Origin of the sequence: Mesorhizobium sp. CAU 1732 (assembly GCF_039888675.1) — a bacterium.
Taxonomy (GTDB): domain Bacteria; phylum Pseudomonadota; class Alphaproteobacteria; order Rhizobiales; family Rhizobiaceae; genus Aerobium.
In genome coordinates, this window is sequence record NZ_JBDQQR010000003.1 from 221282 (window position 1) to 243302 (window position 22021).

Sequence of the window (22021 nt, forward strand, 5' to 3'; positions counted from 1 at the left end):
TTTCATGCCGAGAGTGTTCATCTCCAGCGTCATCGACGCGCCGCCTGCCAAGGTCTGGGAGCGCATCCGCGACTTCAACGCCCTGCCCCGCTGGCATCCGCGCATCCGCGAAAGCCGCATCGAGAATGGCGAACCGTCCGACAAGGTCGGCTGCGTGCGCGACTTCAACCTTCAGAACGGCGACCGCATCCGCGAAAAGCTGCTCGGCCTGTCCGACTACGACATGTTCTGCACCTACGCGATCCTCGAGAGCCCGATGCCGCTGACCGACTACGTCGCCACGCTAAGGCTGACGCCCATCACCGACGGGAACCGCACATTCGGCGAATGGACGGCCGAGTTCGAGTGCGATGAGGACAAGGGGGATGATCTCGTCGCCGGCATCGGCGGCAACGTCTTCCAGGCCGGTTTCGACGCGCTCAAACGACATTTTGCGAGATAGACGGCACCATGGTGAAGATCGTCAAGAGCACGATCATGGAAGCGCCGGTCGAGGCCGTGTGGGAGGTCCTGCGCGACTTCAACGGCCACGACCGGTGGCATCCCGCCGTGGCGGACAGCCATATCGAACGCGGGCTCTCCTCCGACAAGGTGGGCTGCGTTCGCCGTTTCCATCTCGCGGACGGGTCCGAGTTGCGGGAACATTTGCTCGCGCTTTCGGACATCGACATGGCCTTCAGCTACTGCCTGCTCGATACGCCGATCCCGCTTCTGAACTACGTGGCCCACGTGCGGCTCATCCCCGTCACCGATGGCGACATGACCTTCTGGCACTGGGAATCGCGCTTCGACACACCGCCCGGCCGCGAAGCCGAACTGCAGCGCCAGGTCGGCGAGGACATCTACGAAGGCGGCTTCCGCGCCGTCCGCGAATTCATGGGGCTTGCGCCCGCGTCTAGTGGAGGGGTTTGATGCCGGTGAAAGTCGAGACCTACGACCGGACGGAGGACGCGGCGCGCGCGCTCTCCGCCAGCCGCTCCGCGCGGTTTCTCAGCGGGGGCACGCTCGTCATGCGCGCGGTCAACGAGGCCGACCAGTCCTTCGAGACGATCATCCGCCTGCGCGACGCGTCCTTCCGCGACATCCGCATCGAAGGAGAAAACCTGGTGCTCGGCGCGGGCGTCACGATGGCGGCGATCGTCGCGCATCGCGATCTGGCCTTCCTCGCACCGGTTGCGCGCGTGATCGGCGGTCCGGCGATCCGCAACATGGCGACCGTGGGCGGCAACCTCTTCGCCGCCTCCCCCTATGGCGATTTCACCGCCGCGCTCCTCGCGCTCGGCGCGACGCTCAACCTCGCCGGACAGTCCGGCCGCGGCATGCCGATCGACGAGTTCCTGCGCGATCGTGACCGCAACGCCGGCGTCCTTGTCCAGTCGATCTCGGTCGCCCGCCCGCGCGACGCCTCCGCGTTTCGCTTTGCAAAGGTCAGCCGCGTGAAGCCGAAGGGCGTGTCGGTCATGTCGATCGCGGCATTCCTGCCCCAGTCCGGCGGCCGGATCACCGGCGCGCGCGTCGCCTATGGCGCGATGGCGCCGACGCCGATCCGGGCGACCGCTGTGGAGCGCATCCTCGAGGGCCAGACCCTCGACGCCGCCACCATCGAACGCGCCGCGGCGGCCGCAACCGAGGGCTTCGATCCGCCGACGGATTCGCTCGCCTCGTCCTGGTATCGCCGCGAGGTCGCGGGCGTGCATCTGAAGCGGCTGCTGACAGCGGAGCGGAGATAGAGATGGCCAAGAAACCCCTCCATTTTCACCTCAACGGCGCCGAGAAGGCCGTGTTCGTCGAAGACGGCCAGAACCTGCTCGACGTGCTGCGGCGCGGCGTGGGCGACCTGACGCCCAAATATGGCTGCGGCCAGGGAACATGCGGCACCTGCACGGTCCTCATCGACGGGGACCCGCATCTGTCATGCTTGACGCTGGCCGAGAACGCCGAGGGTCGGACGGTCACGACCACGGCGGGGCTTGCCACGGGCAACCAGCTTCACCCGTTGCAGGCCGCTTTCATGGAAAATTTCGCGGCGCAGTGCGGCTACTGCACGCCCGGCATGCTGATGGCGGCGAAGTCGCTTCTCGACAAGAACCCCAGCCCGTCGCGGCAGGACGTGGTCGAGGCGATCTCGGGAAACATCTGCCGCTGCACCGGCTACGAGCCGATTATCAACGCGATCCTCGACGCCGCCAAGTCGCGCGGCGCGCACAGCTACGGGTGACAGCATGTCCATCGAGTTCCGCAAGGAATACTTCGCCGACGAGCGAGACGACAATCTCAACGAGATCGGCAAGCCGACCCAGCGGCAGGATGCGCTCGGCCATGTGACCGGCCGCTCGCCCTATTACGACGACCATCTGTTCGACGGGCTCCTGCACATTCGCTGCGTGCGAAGCCCGCATCACCACGCGCGCATCCGCAGGATCGACACGTCGGAGGCCGAGCGGATGCCGGGTGTCGTGCGCATCGTCACCGGCAAGGACGTGCCGCACAATCTGAACACGCTGCTCAGCCTGCTCGATTTCGGCCTCGACGACGAGCCGCTGCTCTCCGACAAGAAGGTCGCCTACAAGGGCGAGCCGGTGGCGGCCGTCATCGCCGACACCGAGCGGCAGGCGCGCGACGCCGTCGCCAAGGTGCGCGTGGAATGGGAAGAGCTCACGCCCGTCCTCGACGTCGAGGAGGCGATCAAGCCCGGCGCGCCGTCGGTCAACGAGACATATCCGAAGAACCTCTTCGTCTATCACGGCAAATACGACCACCAGAAGCTGCGCTTCGGCGATGTTGAGGCCGGCTTCGCGCAGGCCGACAAGATCATCGAAGGCCGATACCAGATGTCGCCGATCGAGCAGGCGCCGACGGAGACGTGCGGCGCGATCGCCGCGCCCGAGACCAACGACCGCTTCGTGGTCTATACCTCGACGCAGGCGCTGTTCTTCTCGCTCGACACGACGTCGAAGCTCCTGAAGACCCCGTCGAACCGCCTCCACTTCATCGGCGGCACGGTGGGCGGCGGCTTCGGCGGCAAGGTGGATTCGCTGCACGAACCGCTCGCGGTACTCGGCACGATGCTGACCGGACGGCCGTGCAAATATATGTTCGACCGCGCCGAGGAGATGCAGGTCGGCGCGCCGCGCGGCGCGGAACGCTGGTATCTCAAGGACGGCGTGATGAATGACGGGCGCATCGTCGCCCGCAAATTCACCGGCTACTTCGATTCCGGCGCATACACCCGCCTCTCCAGCTACGCGATCATCAAGGGCGTCGGCCACCTGCCCGGCCCCTACACGATCCCCAACGTCTATGCCGACGTCTACTGCGTCTTCACCAACCGCACGCCCGCGACCGCAATGCGCGGCTTCGGCATCACCGGCGTCGATTTCGCCATCGAGGCGCATATGGACAAGGTGGCGATCGCGGTCGGCATGGACCCGATCGAACTGCGCATCCTCAACGCCTATCGCGACGGCGACATGAAGGCGCATCGCAGGCTCGCCAAGAACACGGCGCTGATCGAGTGCTGCCACGTGGCCGCCGAGAAGTCCAAATGGCCGCTGAGCCAGCAGGCAAGGCAGGCATCGTCGCTGCGCGATGGCGGGGGCGAGCGGGCGAAGATGCCGGCGCACACGGTGCTCGACCAGAAGGGCATGGTCACCGGCTATTCCGCCGGCAGCTATGCGCAGGGCAACAAGAAATCGCAGTCGCCTGCGCAGCCGCAGCCCTCCATGCCGCGTCATGACCAGGCGCCTGTGACGCCGCGCTACGAGCAGCCACCTCGCCCGCAGCCGCAACCTGCTTCGACATACACCCCGCCGCCCAGTGCCTCGCCGCCGCCAGCCGCACCTGCCGAGCAGCGGCGAACGACGCGCTTTTCCTCCATCTCCGGCTTCAGGAGACGCTGACATGACGCTTCATCGCGGACGCGGCTTTGCCTCCATCAACTACCCGATCGGCATGAATCTCGGTGGCGACCCCAGCCAGGCGCTGGTTCATTCCAATCCCGGCGGCAAGTTCATGGTGGCGCTGTCCTCCATCGACCTCGGACAGGGCATGAAGTCCGTCACCCGTCAGATCGCGGCCGAAACGCTCGGCGTGCCGGTCGAGGACGTGTATGTCGACACCGCCGATTCCGACACCGGCCCGCACTGCATGGGTTCGTTCGCCTCGCGCGGCACCCACCGCGTCGGTAACGCCGTCATCCAGGCGGCGCAGGAAGCCCGCGCGGTCATGCTGGAAGCAGCCGCCGAGGAGCTGGAAGTCGATCCCGCCGACCTCGTCACCGACGGCAAGGGCAACATCCACGTGAAGGGCGCGCCGTCGAAGACGATCACCACCGCCGAAGCCTGCGGCGCGGCGCAGTTCAAGCAGGGGCGGACAGTCTCCGGCCGCGGCATCTTCCTGATCCCTCTGTCGGAGGTGGATGCGGACACCGGCGAGATGACGCCCGTGTCGTGCTTCGCCCACGCGGCCCTGATCGTCGATATCGACGTCGATGACGAGACCGGCGAGATCGCCGTCGTCGAGATGAACAGCGCTTACGAACTCGGCCGCGCGCTCAACCCGCGCCTTGTCGAGCAGCAGTTGATCGGCGGCGCCTGGATGGGCATGAGCCATGCCGCGTGGGAGACGACGGAGCCCTATTACCCGCAACGCGACCACGGCCCGCTCGATTTCAACCACTACCTGATGCCCGGCCCCGGTGACATCGCGCCCCACAACATCGCGATCCTCGAGCGCCCTGCACCCGATGGCCCCTACGGTGGCAAAGGTCCGGGCGAAATGTGCGCCAACCCGGTGCTGCCCGCCATGGCCAACGCCGTGTTCAACGCCGTCGGCGTGCGCATCGACGACCTGCCGATCACGCCGGAAAAAATCCTGCGCGGGATACGGGCGAATGGCGGCGCGCGGCCGCAGGCGAAGCGGAATTGAAGGATGTCGAAAAGGCGAGCACAGGCTGTGACGAGAGGTCCCCTCTCCCCGTTTACGGGGAGAGGGTGCCGGCAGGCAGGTGAGGGGCAGCGCGACCCTCGCAATGTCGGCGCTGCCCCTCACCCGCCCTTTGGGCACCTTCTCCCCGTAAACGGGGAGAAGGAAGGGAGCCCCCCATGCCGATAAGGCGCTCCATCGTCGGCATAGACAGCCCCGACAGGCTATCCATCGCGCTGCGCGACGCGCAGTACCTTGCCGACGACAGCCTTGCGACGACGGCCTATCTGGCGCTGGCGCTGGCCAAGCCGCTGTTGCTGGAAGGCGCGCCGGGCGTCGGCAAGACGGAGGGCGCGAAGGCGATCGCCTCGATCCTCGGGCGCCAGCTCGTGCGCCTGCAATGCTACGAGGGCATCGATTCCGCCCATGCGCTCTACGAGTGGAACTACCCGCGCCAGATGCTGGCGATCCGGCAGGCCGGCGCGGAATATGTGAACATCTACGGCGACGACTTCCTCATCGAGCGCCCGATGCTGGAGGCCTTGCGCCACCCGCGCGACACGGTGCTGCTGATCGACGAAATCGACCGCGCCGACCACGAGTTCGAAGCGTTCCTGCTCGAATTCCTGTCCGATTTTTCGATCTCGATTCCCGAGCGTGGCACGATCCGCGCCGAGGAGCATCCGGTCGTGGTGCTGACCTCCAACCGGACGCGAGAGCTTCACGAGGCGCTGCGCCGCCGCTGCGTCTACCACTGGATTTCTTACCCGGAGCCCGCCCGCGAGGCCGAGATCGTCATGATGCGGGCGAGCCAGGTCGCGCATGACACGGCGCGTCGCGTGGTCGAGGCGGTCGGCGCGCTGCGCCGCGAACCGCTCGCCAAGCCGCCCGGCGTGGCCGAAACGGTGGAATGGGCGGAGGCGGCGACGCTGCTCCACGAGCAGGGCGCGCCATGGCCAAGCGCCTTCCGCCGCGCCATCGGCGTCGCGCTGAAGGACCAGGACGACATGATGTTCATGGAGCCCCGGCTGGACGAAATCCTGCGCGGGGTCGCGGCATGAGGTGCTCGTCCGGCTGTCTATCGGTATCCGCAGATACCCCCACCCCTTACCCCTCCCCACAAAGGGGAGGGATATTCTGCATCGATTGCGCCAAGTGCGATGTCGGGACGCGGGGTGCTCACGCTGACGACTCCCTCCCCCTTGTGGGGAGGGGTAAGGGGTGGGGGTATGGAAAGATGCCGAACTTCCACTACGTTCGCGTCGCACAGGCAAGCCTGGCACGGACGGGGATCGATATCGTCCGGGAGCGCGTGGCATGACCGACGCCCTACCCCGCCCGCTCCTGCCCTTCATGCAGTTCTCAGCTCTCCTGCGCGCTAACGATTTTTCGGTGGCACCCGAACAGACGCAATCCTTCGTCGCCGCCGTGGGCCTGCTCGGTCCGCGCTCGATGGAGGACATCCACCGCGCGGCCCTCGCCACGATCGGCCCCGCGCCCGAGCGCCGCGAGGAATTCGACGCGATCTTCCGCCTCGTCTTCCTGGGCCAGACGGTCGCGGCGTCCACCACGAGCGACATGGATGATGAGGAGGAGTTGGAGGCCTTCGACGATCGCGACGGAGGCCAGGAGCCTCCCGAGACCGACGAAATGGAAGAATCCGGCGGCGCTCCCACCGGTGCGGAGCGGCTATTCGCACGGCAGTTCGGTGGCCTCTCCGAAAACGAAGCGCTTCGGCGCTTTCGTCGCCAGGCGCCCAATGCCCTTCCGCGGCGCAAGTCGCGCCGGCTCGCGCCGTCCAAGGGACGCGGCAGGCTCGATATGCGGCGCGCACTGCGCGAGGCGGTGCGGCGCGATGGCGAGCTGGTTCGCCTGCCGGTGCTTCAGCGCAGGGACCGGCGCAGGCGTATCCTGCTGCTGATCGATGTCTCCGGCTCCATGAAGAACCAGACCGATCTCTATCTCCGTTTTGCACACACGCTCGCGCAGGCGACCGACAGGCTGGAGGTCTTCACGCTCGGCACGCGGTTGACGCGCATCACGCGCGCGCTGCGCCGCCGCAGCCCCGATCAGGCGCTCGCTCTGGCGTCAACGCTGGTGGCGGACTGGGACGGCGGCACGCGCCTCGGCGATGCGTTGCAGGCGTTCCTGTCCGTGCCACGGTTCGCCGGCGCGGCACGCGGCGCGCTGTGCATCGTGATGTCCGACGGCCTGGAACGCGGCGACCACACGGCCATGACCGACGCCATGGAACGCCTCGATCGCCACGCCTGGGCGGTGCTGTGGTTGTCCCCCCTCGCCGGCGAGGACGGATACGCGGTGGAGACGGCCGCGCTCAAATCCGTGCTGCCGCATATCGATCGCCTGGGAGACGGATCGAGCGTTGCGAGCGTCTGCGGCGAGGTGCTTGGCTTTGAACGGAGACTGCGTGCATGAAGATCATCGATTCCCACCATCACATCTGGCGGCAGGCCGATCTTCCCTGGCTGCTCGGACCGACACAGCCGCGCATCTTCGGCGAGTATGACGCGATCAAGCGCGACTACCCGATCGAGGAATTCCTCCACGACATTTCGGGCTCGAATGTCGAGAAATCGGTCTATGTCCAGACCAACTGGGCACCGAACTGGGCGGCGGACGAAGTCGCGTGGGTGCAGGAGACCGCCGGGCGCACAGGCTGGCCGCACGCGATCGTCGGCTATTGCGACATGATGGTGCGCGATGCGCGCCCGGCCCTCGACCAGCTTGCGAAGCATCCGCTGATGCGCGGCATCCGCCAGCAACTGCACTATCACCAGAACCCGCAATACCGCTTCGCCAAGACGCACGACATCTGCCGCGACAAGGACCTTCAGCGCAATGTGGGCTACCTCGCCGACTATGGCTGGGCGTTCGACCTGCAGGTCTTCGCAAGCCAGATGGAAAGCGCCTGCGAACTGATCGATGCCTGCCCGAAAGTGACGTTCATCCTCCAGCATGCGGGCATGCCGGAGGATTTGTCCGACGACGGCCGCGCCTACTGGAAGAAGCAGATGAAGCTGCTGGCGAAGCGCGACAACGTGGTTTCCAAGCTGTCGGGCTTCGGCACGTTCATCCACCGCAACGATGCCGCGCACATCGAGCGCATCCTGCACGACACGGTCGCGATCTTCGGCGCGAAGCGCTGCCTGTTCGGCTCGAACTTCCCGATCGAGAAGCTCTGGACGACCTATGGCGAACTGACGAAGGCGTTTCTCCGGGCTGCGAACGATCTGAGCGCGGGCCGGCAAAAGGCGATTTTCTACGACACGGCAAAGCGGGTCTACCGGCTCTAGCAGCCAGTCGAAACGAACCGGGGAACACAGGAAGGAGACGCGAAATGGCTTTGGAGATCAAGGTTCTCGACTATGGCGACATCGAGCTGGAATCGAGTTTTCTCGTTCTCGGCCGCAATTGCGGGCGCACCGCGCGCGTCTACACCTACGGCTTCCTGATCCTCGGCGGGCAGTACCCGGTCGTGGTCGACACCGGCTTCCGCGACAACGCGATCATGGAAATCCTTGGCATGCGCGGACTGCAATTCCACGAGCAGATGATCGAGAACCAGCTTGCGCGCCACGGCGTGAAGCCCGGCGACGTCCGCTACATCTGCCACACGCATCTGCACATCGATCATGCCGGAAAGGACGATCACTTCCCGATGAACACGACGGTCGTGGTCAATCGCCGCGAGATGGAATGTTCGGTCTCCGGCCTGATGCATCCGCAATACCCCAAGCCCGACATCATGCACCTGATCGAGCGGCTGCATACGCCGAACGCGCTGCAATTCGAGGATCTCGAATTGTCCGGTCCGGTCGAACTCATTCCCGGCGTCGTGTTGGAGGCCGCCAACGCACACACGGAAGGCTCGATGAACGTGCATGTCGAGACGGCCGAGGGCCGCGCCACCATCTGCGGCGACGTCATCTACGATATCCAGAACCAGATCGTGGACCCATTTCACCAGATTTCGCTGAACGAACCGCAGGTGACCGGCAACCATTCCGGCTCCAAACGGGCCGAAAAGGCCGCGATCAAGAAGCTGCTCAACGGGTCGAAATTCCTGCTGCCGGTGCATGACAAGCCTGCCAAGGTCGAGAACGGCCGCATCGTCGGGCGTCTCGACATGGCGGTGCCGGGGCCGATCAGCCAGACCGTGCCGCAGCGCAACTGGTTTCCGGTTTAGGACACGGCCATGGCGCATGAGGCGGTGAGGCCTGAGTTTCGCAAGCTGGTCGACGAGCATGCTCCGGTCAGGCAGGTCGGATCGGGCTTTGGGTTCACCGAAGGCCCGATCTGGCATCCGGTCGAGAAGCACCTGCTGTTCTCCGACATGCCGGGCGACGTGCGCCGGCGTTGGGACAAAAGCGGCGTGCGCGAGGCTCTGCGGCCGACCAACAAGGCCAACGGCCTGACCTACGATGCCGAGCTGAACCTGCTCGCCTGCGAACACGCGACGTCCTGCGTGGTGCTTTTCCGGCCGGATGGCAGCCGTGAGGTGCTGGCTTCGCATTTTGAGGGCCGCGAGCTCAACAGCCCGAACGATCTGTGCGTGCGTTCCGACGGCTCGATCTACTTTTCCGACCCGTGGTACGGGCGCATGCCGCGTTTCGGCGTCGAGCGGCCGCGGCAACTCGGCTTTCAGGGCGTCTATCGCATCGCGCCGGGCAGCCGCGATGCGGAGCCTCAGCTTCTCGTGGACCGCTATCTGTTCACGCAGCCGAACGGCCTCTGCTTCTCGCCCGACGAGACATTGCTCTACGTAAACGACACCGACCAGTGCAACATCCGCGTCTTCGACGTGAAGGCAGACGGCAGTCTTGCAAACCCGCGCATGTTCGCGTCCGGCCTGCGCGACAGCATGCGGCCGGGCGTGCCCGACGGCATGAAATGCGATGCCGAGGGCAATGTCTGGGTCACCGCACCCGGCGGTGTCTGGGTCTATACGCCTGCGGGCGAGCTGATGGGCAAGGTTTCCATCCCGGAACTGCCAGCGAACCTGCATTGGGGCGGCGACGACTGGCGCACGCTCTTCGTCTGCGCGTCGACCTCGGTCTATGCCGTTGACGTGAAGATCGGTCCGCGGAATGAACCCTTCATGCGCACCCGCGCGCAGGCGTCCTCGGCGCGCGCACCCTCAAACCACTCAAGCGGAGACGGTTCGATGCCGCTCGACCCCAGCCGATGCGTGCTTGTCATCCAGGACATGCAAAACGACGTGGTGATGGAAAACGGCGCATTCGCCAGTTCCGGTTCGCCGCAACATTGCCGCGAGCAGAACGCGATCGAGAACATCAGGAAGCTTGCCGAAGGCTGTCGCGCAGCGGGCGTTCCCATCATCCATGTCTGGTTCGAGGTGCCGAACGGCGCGAAAGGCCTGACGCTCAACGCCCCCCTCTTCGAGGGCGTGATCGATTCCAACGCGCTGATGAAAGGCACGTGGGGTGCCGAACCCGTGCCCGGACTGGAGGCGAAACCCGGCGATCACGTCGTCTCCAAGATGCGCATGAGCGCGTGGGAAGGCACGACGCTGGAGACGATCCTCAAGGCGGAAGGCCGCGACATCATCATCGAGACCGGCGCCTGGACGAACATGTCGATCGAGCACACCGCGCGCACCGGCGCGGACAAGGGCTACATCATGATCATCCCGGAGGATTGCTGCTCGACCATGAATGCCGACTGGCACCGCGCCTCGATCGACTACGCGATGCAGAATGTCGCGGCCGTGACGACGTGCGACGAGGTCCTGAAAGCCATCGGCGGGACCGGATCGGGCAGCGACTACGGCGATACCCGGTCCGGGTGATATCCCAACATCATCACGAAACGTGACGATCCCCACCATGAAAGTTGACATTGATTATCTTCTTTAATGGTGCAATCTATCCGGCTTAGATGTGGACGATCCGGAGCCGCGAAGCGGCGGCCCGCGACCCACGATAGGCCGAGGATACTCCCATGAAAGTCGCATCAGCCGGCATGCTTGCCGGCTTTATCGTCGCTGGCTTCGTCTCCCACGCGCAAGCCGCGGAGCCTGCTTCCATCCTCGAGACCTATGCGGATATCGCGCTTGCCGGCTATGAGGACAGCCTCACGACCGCCAAGGCGCTGGATACTGCGATCGATGCTCTTATCGCCGGCCCGACCGACGCCACGCTCAAGGCGGCGCGCGATGCATGGCTTGCGGCCCGCGTTCCCTATCAGCAGACGGAAGCGTTCCGCTTCGGCAATCCGATCGTCGACGAATGGGAAGGCCGCGTGAACGCCTGGCCGCTCGACGAGGGCCTGATCGACTATGTCGATGCCAGCTATGGCACCGAGTCCGACACCAACGGTTTCTACGTCGTCAACGTCATCGCCAATGCCAGCATCAGCGCCGGCGGCGAGACGATCGACGCCTCCACCATCACGCCCGAGACCATTCAGTCCCTTCAGGAAGTGGGCGGCATCGAGGCCAATGTCGCGACCGGTTATCACGCGATCGAGTTCCTGCTCTGGGGACAGGACCTGAACGGCACCGACGCAGGCGCCGGCAACCGGCCGGCAACCGACTTCAGCGTCGACGCCTGCACGGGCGGCAATTGCGATCGCAGGGCGCAATATCTCGCGGCGGCCTCCGAACTGCTCGTCACAGACCTCGAGGAAATGGTCGCCAACTGGCAGGACGACGGCGCGGCGCGCAAGGCACTCACCGATGGCGAGCCAGCGGCGGGCCTGTCGGCCATCCTCACCGGCCTCGGCTCTCTCTCCTATGGCGAGCTTGCGGGCGAACGCATGAAGCTCGGCCTCATGCTTCACGACCCGGAGGAAGAGCACGACTGCTTCTCCGACAACACGCACAATTCGCACTATTACGACGTTCTCGGCATCCGGAACGTCTACAACGCCAGCTACACGCGCATTGACGGATCGAAAGTCGAAGGCGACAGCGTGGCCAGCCTGGTTCGCGAGAAGGACGCGGCACTCGCCGACGAGATGGAAGCGAAGCTTGCAGAGACCGTCAAGGCTGCCGAGGCGTTGAAGGCGCGTGCCGAAGGCGGCGAGGCCTACGACCAGATGATCGGCGAAGGCAATACCGAGGGCAATGCAGTCGTCCAGGCAGTCATCGACGGGCTGGTCGCGCAGACGCGCTCGCTGGAACGGGTGATCGCGGCCCTGAGCGTCAGCGACGTCACGATCGAGGGTTCGGACAGTCTCGACAACCCCGACGAAGTCTTCAAGTAAGGGATGGGCGGGCGCCTCGGCGGATCGATCTGGCGAGCGCACTGACGAATGCAGCCAAGACTGGCCCTACTGGCTCTCTGCATTGTCGCGACCGGTGCTGTCGCGATGGTCGCTCCTGCGCGCGACGATCTCTCGCCTGAGGATAGCGCGCGCGTTGAGAAGGTCACGCACCCGACGGACGATTTCACCGCGCCCGAGCGCTTCGAGGCAAAGCAGGGCGGGGCCGCGACCACTGGAAAGGTGGGCGATGCCAACGCCCTGTCCCACCCCTCGCAGAATCTGAGCTTCGACGACCAGCAGCGTTTTCTGGTCGGCAACGGCCTGTTTCGCAAGGACTGGGTGACGGCACCCTCTTCGACCCAGGCATCGGACGGGCTCGGGCCGCTCTTCAACGCGCGCTCCTGCCAGGGCTGCCACATCAAGGATGGAAGGGGCCACGCGCCGCTCGCGACGGGTGCTGACGCGACCTCGCTCCTCGTCCGGTTGTCCGTTCCGTCCAACGACGAACAGGCTGCCGCGATCGCCGCCGGCCGCCTCCCCGCCGCGCCGCACCCGGTCTATGGGCTGCAATTGCAGGACAACGCGGCCGCCGGCCTTAAACCGGAAGGCAAGGTCCACATCACCTATGAGGACATTCCCGTCACGCTGGCCGGCGGCGAGGTCTTCACCTTGCGCAAGCCGACGCTCCAGATCGCCAATCCGGGCTACGGCGCATTGCCGCCCGAGTTGATGACCTCGGCGCGCGTCGCTCCCGCGATGGCCGGCATGGGCTTGCTCGAAGCGATTCACGAGGCGGACATTCTTGCGCTTTCCGACCCGAAGGATTCCGACGGCGACGGAATATCTGGCCGGCCCAACATGGTCGGTGACGGCAAGGGCGGGTTGACCATCGGCCGCTTCGGCTGGAAGGCGGTCGAACCCAACGTCGAGCAACAGACCGCGCATGCCTTTTCCGGCGACATGGGCCTGTCGAGCCCGGTAGCGCCGGACCATTGGGGCGAGTGCACGCAGGCGCAGACGGAATGCCGGGCGATGCCGCACGGCGCGCAAGCCGCGATGGGCGACGAGGAAGTGCCGCGCGACCTGCTCGACTTCGTGGTCTTCTATTCGCGCAACCTCGCGCCGCCTGCACGCAGGAATCATGACGACGCGGAAGTGCTCGCGGGCAAGCAGGTCTTCTACGAAAGCGGCTGTGTTGCCTGCCACATCCCGAAATTCGTCACCAGCCGCGCGGCCGGCCACGAAGCACAGCGTTTCCAGTTGATCTGGCCATACACCGACCTGTTGCTTCACGACATGGGCGACGGGTTGAGCGACGGACGACCCGAAGGCCTGGCCGACGGAAACGAGTGGCGGACGCCGCCTCTCTGGGGGATCGGCCTCGCGTCCCGGGTCAGCGCGGAAGCGGGCTTCCTGCATGACGGCAGAGCGCGTAGCCTGACCGAAGCCATTTTGTGGCACGGCGGCGAGGCACAGCGCGCCCGCGATATTTTCGCGGCGTCGCCGAAGGCCGAGCGCGACGCCCTTCTTCGATTTCTGGAGTCGCTCTGATGGTTCGACTGACCGTGTTTCTGATCGCGGCGATCACCGCCCTTCCCGCCTTCGCTCAAGTTGGGCCCGGCACGGCCGTTGCCGAAACATTCGCCCGTCCAGCTCTTGAGGCCTTGGCGACGACGGCTCAGGAGACAGCCTCCAGCGTCGAAGCGCTGTGCGTCGCACCGGCACAGACGAATCTCGATGAGACGCGCGCCGAATTTGGAGACCTCGTTCGCGCATTCGGTCGCGCAAGCGTGCTGCGGTTCGGGCCGCTGGCCGCCGACAACCGCTTCGAACGGCTGTTCTTCTGGCCGGATCCGCGCGGCACCGCGCTGAAGCAAGTGCAGGCAGCGCTGGCAGCGGATGATGGCGGAACGACGCCTGAAGACATCGCCGGCAAAAGCGTCGCGCTTCAGGGGTTGCCCGCGCTGGAGTTCGTGCTTTTCGGCACTAGTTCCGATGACCTTGCGCGCACCGGGCATGACGTCCGCTGCACCTTCGCTCATGCGATCGCGGTCAACATCGCGACGATGAGCACGGATGCAATGCAGGGCTGGGCTGCCGACACCGCGTTCAGCCGCGCCTTCGAGATGCCATCCGCCGACACCGAGCCCTATCGCACCGCAGGCGAAGTCGATGGCGAGATCGTCAAGGCACTCGCGACCATCTTCCAGTTCGTCCGCGCGGCCGAACTCCAGCCCGCACTCGGAAAAGATGTGGATGCCGCCAATGGCCGCCGCGCGCCCTTGTGGCGCAGCGATCTGAGTTTCGGCCTCGTCGCCGCGCAACTTGAGGGCGCGCGCGACCTGCTCGCGGCCGCCAATTACGCGCAGACATTGCCCCAGGACACGCGCTTCATCGCGGATTCCATCCGCTTCGAACTCGACAGCACGATCCGGGTTCTGGGGGAGATCGCGGAACCTGCGGAAACCGCCTTCGGCAGCGAGCGCGCGCGCATCGGATTTGCGGACATCGCGATCGATCATGCGGGCCATCTCGTATCCGAGGAACTCGCCGCCGCACTGGGTCTGACAATGGGGTTCAACGCGCTCGATGGAGATTGATCGCCGAACCTTCCTGACGCTTGCCGGCGCCGCCGCACTCGCACCCGGCGCTGCCTTTGCCGACGACGCCCTGTTCCTCGGCGCGCGAATGAACGGGGGCGGCTACGAGGTCGCAGTCATCGACGCAGCGGGACAGGACCGGCTGGTTCTCCCGGTCGAGGAGCGCGGCCATTCCTTCGCCATCGACGCGCCCCGGCGCCGCGCAGTCGCGTTCGCCCGATCGCCGGGCCGCTACGCCGTCGCGTTCGACATCGACGGCAAAAGCAAACCCGTGCCGATTATTGCTGCGGAAGGCCGCCACTTCTTCGGCCATGGCATATTCTCGCCGGACGGCCGCCTGATGTTCGCAAGCGAAAGCGCCTACGAGGCAGGCCACGGCGTGACCGGCGTCTATGTCGTCGGCGACGGCTATCGCCGCATCGGCGAGTTCGAGACGGGCGGCATCGGCCCGCACGAGATCGTCCTGATGCCCGATGGCCGCACCGCCTGCGTCGCGAATGGCGGCATCCTGACCCACCCGGACTACGACCGCGTGAAACTCAATCTCGGCACGATGAAGCCGAGCCTGACCTACATCGACCTTGCGAGCGACGAAATCGCGGAAACTGTGACGCTCGCCCCGGAGCTGCACCAGCTTTCCATCCGCCACCTGACGATCGACGCAGCCGGCGCGGTGTGGTTCGGCTGCCAGTTCGAGGGTGATCCGTCCGATCGGCCGCCGCTTGTGGGCCGGCATCGGCGCGGCGCGCCGCCCGAGCTGTTCCCCGGCCCGCGCGAGACGCTGCGGGCACTCGAGAACTATGTCGGGTCGCTGGCAATCGACCACGCCGGCGAGATCATCGCAACCTCATCGCCGCGCGGCGGCATCATCGCGTTCTGGGATGCCGCCACCGGGCGCCACCTCGGCGACCGTCATCTCGCCGATGGCTGCGGCGTTGCGCCGCTCGCCCCAAGTCACGTACTGGCAACGAGCGGACGCGGCGCGATCAGCGATCTCGAAGCGACCGCCGAACGACAGATCAGGCCGGAAAGCGCGTCGGCCCCCGCATGGGACAACCATCTGCGCCGCATCTGACGGGCAAACGCCTATCCGAACGTCAGAAGCAGGACGTACGCGACGACGGTAGCCAGCAATCCGCGAAACGCCAGGGCGACGAAGCGGAATTTCTTGCGGGCGATGGCAGCCAGCGCATCGACATTGCCGAGATATTCGCGTGTCAGAAACTCGGGATCGCCGGTTCGGTCGGCTTCGATGAAGCGCGCGCGGTTCGCGGGCCATGCGCCCCAATAGAGCGACGTTCCAGCGGACGCCTTTCGCGGAAGCACGACCAGCACCGCGGCGATGAGCGAACAGAGCACGGCGATCGCCATCAGGCCGGACATGAAAACGGGCAGCCATGCCTCGTTCATATAGCGCTTGATGCTGAAGACGCCCCTGCCTTCCGCTGAAGAGATCAAAAACGCAAGCATGAAGGTGAATATATAGGCCGCCTTCTGATCGGCGATCTTGATCTGGTCGTAGTAGACGTCGTTCACCTTCTTGAGGTGATCCAGATAGTGACCCCTCTCCACAATGGCTTCGAGAGAGCCATCTGAAACGCTTGCCGAAATAAGATGATCAACTGCTTTTTCTGTCACGGATATAGGAGTCCCGAGCGGTATTTTATGATCGGCGTGCAACAGTAATGATACAACGCAGACCCTCTATCAAGTGCATCTTGACTCGCGATATTGCTTCGCTCTAGTTCCGTTTCCGGCTTTTCTTTCTGGGCATTGTAATGCGTGTGCCACTCGCGGCCCTTCTTGCGGTACTCGTGCCTTTTGGGACGTCGATGGCGTTCGCCGATATCCTGCCGCGCGGTACGCAGGCGGCCGGCTCCGTCATCGCGCGCAAATCCGGCGAGGAAGTGCGCTTCATCGATGTCGGGGACTGGCGCACCGTCGATGTCTCGCAGGACCTGCTGGCCGGCGATGTGCTGCGCACCAACGCGATCGGCCATCTTGCGGTGTTGTTCTCCGACCGAACCCAATTGCGGCTGGGTCGCAACACCACACTTCTGGTCAAGAGGGTCGGCGACACGTCGGACAGCGTCTTCGGCCTGGAAGGCGGCTCGGTCTGGGGCCGGGCCGAAACCGGCGGCATCGGCCTGACGGTCGAGACCCCCGCCGCTGCGGCTGCCATTCGCGGCACCGATTTTTCGCTCAACGTTGACGGCGACCGCACGTCTTTGATCGTGCTGGACGGCAATGTGGACCTTGCAAACGAATTCGGCTCGGTCAGTGTGTCCGCCGGCGAGTCCGCCGTCGCCCGCATCGGACAGGCACCGACGAAGGTGGTGATCGTCAATCCCGACGACCGCGAGCAGATGCTCTACTACCTGACGCTACGCAACGCTTTCACCTTCCTGCCCGCCTCCACGCTTCGCATCGGCGACATGCGCGGCGCGCAAACGCGTGTCGAGACACTGGATGAATCCGCGCGCAGCGCCGAGGACTGGGTCTCGCTGGCGGAAACGTCGCTGTCGATCAAGGGATGGCAAGAGGCGCAAATCGCCGTGACGGCAGCGCGCCGGCAGCGCCTGTCGGAGACCCAAAGCGCACGCCTCGATCTGGTCGAAGCGATGATCGCGGGAAGCCAGCAGCGCTATCGGGACGCGGCGGCGTTGTTCGCCCGCGCCCTTCCCGCGCTCGATTCGCAACGTCGCTCGATCGCGACCTATGGCGGATATTTCGCGCGCGCGCTGGCTGACCCAAAGCACGCCGAAGACCCGCCTGCCGCCGTGGACGGCCCCTATGGCGCGCTGGCCGATGCCTACGCGGCAGGGTTTCTGCGCGACATCACTGCCGCCATCGATGTGCTGATACGCGCCGAGGCACGATATCCGGACGATCCGTCCCTTCCCGCCGTCCGGGCGCAGTTCGCGCTTCTCATGGACGATCGCGCTCAGGTCCGCGAAGCGATCGAGCGCGCATTGCGGCTCGATCCCGAAAATCCGACCGCGCTTGAGGCGCGCGCGAATTACCGCGCGGACGTCGAAGGCGATCTGGACGGCGCGCTCGACGACCTGAACCGCGCGGCGGCTCTCGCGCCCGGCTCCACCTCGATCTGGAATGCGCTTGGGCTCCTGCAAAGCGCGCGCGACGCGAACCGGGAAGCCGAAGCGGCTCTGAAACGCTCCATCGCGCTCGACCCCGCCGATCCGGTTTCCTATGCGAATCTGGCGATTCTCTACCTCGATCAGGATCGCATAAAGGAAGCCAAGGCGATGATCGATCGCGCGATGGAGGTCGACCCGACCTTCGACCTCGCGCTGATCGCGCGCGGCCGCTATCATCTGCAGACCAGCGAGATGGACAAGGCACGCGCCGACCTCCTTGCCGGAACGACGGCGAACCCCGCTTATGCGCAGGGCGTCCTGCTCCTCGGGTCAGCCCACTACGAATCCGGCGATCGCGAGCCCGCCGATCAGGCGATCCGCAACGCGGAACGGCTCGATCCGAACGATCCCGTCACCGCGTCGATGCGGGCTGCGATCGCGATCGACGACTACGACGCGGAAGCGGCGATCGACAACGCCCAGGAGACGGTGCGGCGCTCGCGTGCGCGCGGCGGCGATTATGCGGGGCTCAGCGCCAACCGCGAAGCCGGCTCGCTCCTTGGCAGCGCGTTTCGTCTGCAAGGGCTGGACGCGTGGGGCCGCTTCTATGGCGACGTGGTCTTCAGCCCGTTCTCGGGGTCGGCACTCGTGGACCAGGCCGTTTCGGGAAGCCCGGATCCGTTCGCGACGAGCCTTGAACCCGGCGTGCAGCCGGTGGACCCCGGCACGACCTCGAACGGCTTTTCCTCGCTCTTCCAGGGTTTGATGTTCTCGCCGGAGCTGATTTCCGGCCGCGCGCGCAGCGCAAATCTCTTCAGCCGGCCCTTCGTCGAGGGCGCGCTCGGCGGCGGCTTCATCAGCTCCGACAATGGCAAGGGATGGACTGCAAACGCCGAGGTTCAGGCCTTTGCGACGAGCCCGATACCGTGGAGCCTGTATGGCAATCTGACCACGCGCCGAAGCGACGAATTCCGCGAGCGCATCGAGCCGGGCACCCCCATTCCCTACACCGCCTTCGACCTGTCGTCCGATCTCGTCAGCGGTATCGGCTATCTCACGGCGCGTCCGACGCCCAACGATCGTGTCGTTGCCTATGCCGACATCGACCGGGCGAAACCGTCGCTGTCAAACGGCGTGGAACTCTCCATCCTTCCCGTCAGCTACAACCGCGATATCGCCGGACAAAGCATCCGCGGCGGTCTTGGATGGAGCCACACCTTCGGCCACGAGAACGTCCTCAACGCGGCCGTCTTCGCGTCCGATGTCGATCAGTCCAGTGCCGAGCGCCGCATCCTCTTCAACCTGGCTTCCGTGCCGATTGCCCTTCTGGATACGGATCGCGAATTCACGCAAAGCACCTATCTGGCGGCACTGAACCACACGGTTTCGACCGGCGACATGGCATGGCGCTACGGTGTCGAGGCGGGTTCGCTCACGCAGACCCAGGCCACCACCGAACTCGTGATCACCGGCGGAGGCATAACGACGACCACGGACGCGCAGGCCGTCGATGCACGCTTCGCGCGCGCCTACCTCGACGGCATATGGGAGATCCGCCCCGATCTCCGGGCGGAGGCCGCACTTTTCGGCACATACCTTGCGGGCGACCTCGACATCCAGCGCCTGGAGCCGCGTGTGGGCCTCTCATGGTCTCCGCTCGACGGCCATTGGCTGACCACCGGCTTCATGCGCGAAACCAACGGCATCAACGAGACGACGCTGTCGCCCATAGGCATTGCAGGTCTGCAACCCAACCAGGCGCCGATGGATATCGGCGGCCTGACCGACACCTTCGCCGCGCGCTGGAATGCCGAGTGGACGGACCGCATCTTCACCTCGCTCGACTACCAGCATCAGGAACTCGACGGCCTCTCGATATCCACGCCGGCCGGGCTTGCATCCTATTCCCTGTCGGAGGGCCGGATCGACCGGGTCAGCGCCACGGCCAACGTTCGGCTGGGCTACGGCCTTGGGGTCTTCGGCACGATCGCAATCGCGCAATCGCGCAATCTCGATCCGACGAGCGCCGGCTTTGGCCTCGCATTGCCGTTCGTTCCCGAAACCTCGGCACGCATCGGCGCCACCTTCGTCCACCCGTCGAACGTGAAACTGACGCTAGCCGGAACCTATATCGGCGAGCGGCTTGGATCGGAAACGGAGGCATTGCCGTCCTACTGGACCGTCGATGCCTTCGCGACCTGGGAACCCTTCGACAAGCGGTTCGCCCTGGAACTCGGCGCATACAATCTGCTCGATGAAACCTTCGAGGTCGAGACGCAGATCCCCGGCTGGGGCCGCACCTTCACGGGATCGCTCAAGGTTCGTTTCTAATGCCGGTTCCCGTGCCGTGGCGGCGCAGCTTCGGCAATCGCCGGGTTGTGATGGCCTTCCTCTGCTGTGTTGCGATGCTTGTGCTGCTACCTCTCACCCGGACGCCTCCGTGGCGGATGGTGGAGGCCCAGGCCTTCGACATTCTCTCCACGCTCCGCATGCCCGCTCTGCCCGATGACGCGCCGATCATCGTCGCCATCGACGAATCCTCGCTGGCGGAAATCGGGCTGCAATGGCCGTGGCCGCGCGAGCTTCACGCGCGCCTGATCGAAAGCCTGCGGGCGGCTGGCGCGCGCGCGATCGGCATGGACATCATCTTCGCCGACCCGACGCGGCCGCAGGCCGATGCCGCCCTCGCAGCAGTCATGGGACCAGAAATCGTTCTGGCCGCCGACGAGACCTTCGTGGAGACCCCGCAATCCTCGCAACTCATCCGCGTGGAACCGCTGGCGGCCCTCACGGACGCCGGCGCCGTCCCCGGCATCGCGTCGATCTCGCTCGACGGCGACGGCACGCTGCGCCGCATGCCGGCCTATCCCGACAGCTTTGCGCGCCGGTTGCGCGGCATTGCAAGCGGAGAAGCGGGCGAAGCGGCGTCCGGCCTGGTTCAGGTCTACGGCCCGGCCCGGACATACCAAACCGTCAGCTATTATCAGGCGCTCGATCCCCCGGAATTCCTGCCGCCCGACACCTTTCGCGACCGGATCGTGATTGTCGGGTTGAGCCTCCAGAACGCACCGACGATCGCGGCAGGTGGCGCGGACGCCTATGCGACGTCCCACACCTGGAGCACCGGCAGGCTCGTCGCCGGCGCGGAAATCCAAGCGACGCTTTATGACAATCTGCGTCCCGGGGTGCTGATCCAGCCGGCGCCTGAGCCGATCCGCCTGTTGGGCGTAGTCGTCGCAATTGCGCTCGCCGCATTCGCAGTCTGGCGGGGCAGCGGCAGAAAGACCCTCGTCATCGGGCTCGGCGCTCTCGCCCTGCTCGTCACCGGCAGCTTTCTGCTCCTGCACGGCGCGCGCTTCTACATGCCGCCGGTCGCCCCTGCCCTCGCCTTCATTCTGGTCGCATCGGCGCAAAGCGCCTGGGACTACGCCGCGGAAAGCAGGCAACGGCGCGAAATCGTGCGTGCCTTCTCGCAATATCTGTCGCCGATCCTTGTCGATCGCCTCGCAAGCGATCCGACACAGCTCAAGCTGGGCGGCGAGCGGCGGACGCTCTCGGTTCTGTTTGCCGATGTGCGCGGCTTCACCACACTCGCCGAGCGCATGAAGGACGATCCCGAACGGCTGACGAACATCGTCAACCGGCTTCTGGACCCGCTGTCGCGCATCGTTCTCGAAGAAGGCGGTACGATCGACAAATATATCGGCGACTGCATCATGGCGTTCTGGAACGCGCCCCTGGACGAACCCGATCATGCCGCGAAGGCCGTGGCGGCGGGGCTGCGCATGGAAGGCGTGCTTGTGGCGCTCAACGAGGAACTGGCCGCCGAAGCGCAGCCCGGCGACGACGTGATCCGCCTCGGTATCGGCGTCGGGATCAACACCGGCGACTGCATCGTCGGCAATATGGGCTCAAGACTGCGCTTCGACTATTCCGCGCTGGGAGACGCCGTCAATCTCGCGGCACGTCTCGAAAGCAAGACCCGTGACTATGGCGTACCGGTCATCGTCGGCCCGGAAACAGCCGGCCTCGTTGCGGGGCGGTTTGCCCTGACCGAGCTCGATCGCATCGCCGTCAAGGGCCGATCGGAGGCCACGCCGATCTATGCGGTCGGCGCGCTGTCTCCTGATGGGGCCGCCGGCTGAGTGCTTG

Annotated in this window: 18 protein-coding genes; 17 read left to right on the forward strand and 1 reads right to left on the reverse strand. The window is 65.5% G+C overall.

Translation table 11 applies throughout. From position 1 onward, the window contains the following. Positions 1-4 precede the first annotated feature (4 nt). From AAFN55_RS22690 to AAFN55_RS22760, 15 genes are all read left to right on the forward strand, one after another. Positions 5-442: an SRPBCC family protein gene (locus tag AAFN55_RS22690; protein ID WP_347801257.1), complete on the forward strand. Its 438-nt coding sequence runs from the start codon at positions 5-7 to the stop codon at positions 440-442. 8 nt (positions 443-450) lie between these two features. Then, a complete protein-coding gene (locus tag AAFN55_RS22695; protein ID WP_347801258.1) occupies positions 451-912 on the forward strand; it encodes an SRPBCC family protein in 462 nt (153 codons plus the stop codon). Then, positions 912-1730, forward strand: coding sequence for an FAD binding domain-containing protein (locus tag AAFN55_RS22700; RefSeq protein WP_347801259.1), 819 nt, complete (start codon positions 912-914; stop codon positions 1728-1730). Before AAFN55_RS22695 ends, AAFN55_RS22700 begins: the two co-directional genes overlap by 1 nt. Positions 1731-1732: 2 nt before the next feature. Then, positions 1733-2218 (forward strand): (2Fe-2S)-binding protein, encoded by a 486-nt coding sequence (locus AAFN55_RS22705; protein WP_347801260.1) that lies wholly within the window; start codon positions 1733-1735, stop codon positions 2216-2218. A gap of 4 nt (positions 2219-2222) precedes the next feature. Continuing rightward, positions 2223-3899 carry a molybdopterin cofactor-binding domain-containing protein gene (locus tag AAFN55_RS22710; protein WP_347801261.1) on the forward strand — a complete coding sequence of 559 codons (1677 nt, stop codon included), beginning with the start codon at positions 2223-2225 and terminating at the stop codon, positions 3897-3899. A 1-nt stretch (position 3900) separates the two neighbouring features. After that, on the forward strand, positions 3901-4926 hold the full coding sequence (locus AAFN55_RS22715; protein ID WP_347801262.1) for a molybdopterin cofactor-binding domain-containing protein: 1026 nt from the start codon (positions 3901-3903) through the stop codon (positions 4924-4926). A 176-nt stretch (positions 4927-5102) separates the two neighbouring features. After that, on the forward strand, positions 5103-5984 hold the full coding sequence (locus tag AAFN55_RS22720) for a MoxR family ATPase (RefSeq protein ID WP_347801263.1): 882 nt from the start codon (positions 5103-5105) through the stop codon (positions 5982-5984). Between the two features lie 256 nt (positions 5985-6240). After that, positions 6241-7359: a VWA domain-containing protein gene (locus AAFN55_RS22725; protein WP_347801264.1), complete on the forward strand. Its 1119-nt coding sequence runs from the start codon at positions 6241-6243 to the stop codon at positions 7357-7359. Beyond that, a complete protein-coding gene (locus AAFN55_RS22730) occupies positions 7356-8237 on the forward strand; it encodes an amidohydrolase family protein (RefSeq protein WP_347801265.1) in 882 nt (293 codons plus the stop codon). The genes AAFN55_RS22725 and AAFN55_RS22730 overlap by 4 nt, the downstream gene beginning before the upstream one ends. Before the next feature lie 44 nt (positions 8238-8281). Next, complete coding sequence (locus AAFN55_RS22735) at positions 8282-9130, forward strand: N-acyl homoserine lactonase family protein (protein WP_347801266.1); 849 nt, start codon at positions 8282-8284, stop codon at positions 9128-9130. 9 nt (positions 9131-9139) lie between these two features. Beyond that, a complete protein-coding gene (locus tag AAFN55_RS22740; protein ID WP_347801267.1) occupies positions 9140-10753 on the forward strand; it encodes an isochorismatase family protein in 1614 nt (537 codons plus the stop codon). 173 nt (positions 10754-10926) lie between these two features. Then, positions 10927-12171 carry an imelysin family protein gene (locus AAFN55_RS22745; RefSeq protein WP_347801475.1) on the forward strand — a complete coding sequence of 415 codons (1245 nt, stop codon included), beginning with the start codon at positions 10927-10929 and terminating at the stop codon, positions 12169-12171. Positions 12172-12276: 105 nt separating this feature from the next. Continuing rightward, on the forward strand, positions 12277-13722 hold the full coding sequence (locus tag AAFN55_RS22750; protein ID WP_347801476.1) for a di-heme oxidoredictase family protein: 1446 nt from the start codon (positions 12277-12279) through the stop codon (positions 13720-13722). Then, the gene (locus AAFN55_RS22755) at positions 13722-14771 is read left to right on the forward strand and encodes an imelysin family protein (RefSeq protein ID WP_347801268.1); all 1050 of its coding nucleotides are present in this window, start codon (positions 13722-13724) and stop codon (positions 14769-14771) included. The genes AAFN55_RS22750 and AAFN55_RS22755 overlap by 1 nt, the downstream gene beginning before the upstream one ends. Then, a complete protein-coding gene (locus tag AAFN55_RS22760) occupies positions 14761-15846 on the forward strand; it encodes a DUF1513 domain-containing protein (protein ID WP_347801269.1) in 1086 nt (361 codons plus the stop codon). The genes AAFN55_RS22755 and AAFN55_RS22760 overlap by 11 nt, the downstream gene beginning before the upstream one ends. A gap of 11 nt (positions 15847-15857) precedes the next feature. Here AAFN55_RS22760 and AAFN55_RS22765 read toward each other — a convergent pair whose 3' ends face one another. Further along, positions 15858-16409: a Pycsar system effector family protein gene (locus AAFN55_RS22765; protein WP_347801270.1), complete on the reverse strand. Its 552-nt coding sequence runs from the start codon at positions 16407-16409 to the stop codon at positions 15858-15860. Positions 16410-16549: 140 nt separating this feature from the next. Between AAFN55_RS22765 and AAFN55_RS22770 the strand changes: the two genes are divergently transcribed. Both AAFN55_RS22770 and AAFN55_RS22775 read left to right on the forward strand, forming a co-directional pair. Further along, positions 16550-20200 (forward strand): FecR domain-containing protein, encoded by a 3651-nt coding sequence (locus AAFN55_RS22770; protein ID WP_347801271.1) that lies wholly within the window; start codon positions 16550-16552, stop codon positions 20198-20200. Further along, positions 20200-22014, forward strand: a complete 1815-nt coding sequence (locus AAFN55_RS22775) for an adenylate/guanylate cyclase domain-containing protein (RefSeq protein ID WP_347801272.1) — start codon at positions 20200-20202, stop codon at positions 22012-22014. The genes AAFN55_RS22770 and AAFN55_RS22775 overlap by 1 nt, the downstream gene beginning before the upstream one ends. Positions 22015-22021: the final 7 nt, after the last annotated feature.

Coding starts and splice junctions, on each gene's coding strand:
- AAFN55_RS22690 (WP_347801257.1), top strand. CDS start 5: ATGCCGAGAGTGTTCATCTCCAGCGTCATCGACGCGCCGCCTGCCAAG.
- AAFN55_RS22695 (WP_347801258.1), top strand. CDS start 451: ATGGTGAAGATCGTCAAGAGCACGATCATGGAAGCGCCGGTCGAGGCC.
- AAFN55_RS22700 (WP_347801259.1), top strand. CDS start 912: ATGCCGGTGAAAGTCGAGACCTACGACCGGACGGAGGACGCGGCGCGC.
- AAFN55_RS22705 (WP_347801260.1), top strand. CDS start 1,733: ATGGCCAAGAAACCCCTCCATTTTCACCTCAACGGCGCCGAGAAGGCC.
- AAFN55_RS22710 (WP_347801261.1), top strand. CDS start 2,223: ATGTCCATCGAGTTCCGCAAGGAATACTTCGCCGACGAGCGAGACGAC.
- AAFN55_RS22715 (WP_347801262.1), top strand. CDS start 3,901: ATGACGCTTCATCGCGGACGCGGCTTTGCCTCCATCAACTACCCGATC.
- AAFN55_RS22720 (WP_347801263.1), top strand. CDS start 5,103: ATGCCGATAAGGCGCTCCATCGTCGGCATAGACAGCCCCGACAGGCTA.
- AAFN55_RS22725 (WP_347801264.1), top strand. CDS start 6,241: ATGACCGACGCCCTACCCCGCCCGCTCCTGCCCTTCATGCAGTTCTCA.
- AAFN55_RS22730 (WP_347801265.1), top strand. CDS start 7,356: ATGAAGATCATCGATTCCCACCATCACATCTGGCGGCAGGCCGATCTT.
- AAFN55_RS22735 (WP_347801266.1), top strand. CDS start 8,282: ATGGCTTTGGAGATCAAGGTTCTCGACTATGGCGACATCGAGCTGGAA.
- AAFN55_RS22740 (WP_347801267.1), top strand. CDS start 9,140: ATGGCGCATGAGGCGGTGAGGCCTGAGTTTCGCAAGCTGGTCGACGAG.
- AAFN55_RS22745 (WP_347801475.1), top strand. CDS start 10,927: ATGCTTGCCGGCTTTATCGTCGCTGGCTTCGTCTCCCACGCGCAAGCC.
- AAFN55_RS22750 (WP_347801476.1), top strand. CDS start 12,277: ATGGTCGCTCCTGCGCGCGACGATCTCTCGCCTGAGGATAGCGCGCGC.
- AAFN55_RS22755 (WP_347801268.1), top strand. CDS start 13,722: ATGGTTCGACTGACCGTGTTTCTGATCGCGGCGATCACCGCCCTTCCC.
- AAFN55_RS22760 (WP_347801269.1), top strand. CDS start 14,761: ATGGAGATTGATCGCCGAACCTTCCTGACGCTTGCCGGCGCCGCCGCA.
- AAFN55_RS22770 (WP_347801271.1), top strand. CDS start 16,550: ATGCGTGTGCCACTCGCGGCCCTTCTTGCGGTACTCGTGCCTTTTGGG.
- AAFN55_RS22775 (WP_347801272.1), top strand. CDS start 20,200: ATGCCGGTTCCCGTGCCGTGGCGGCGCAGCTTCGGCAATCGCCGGGTT.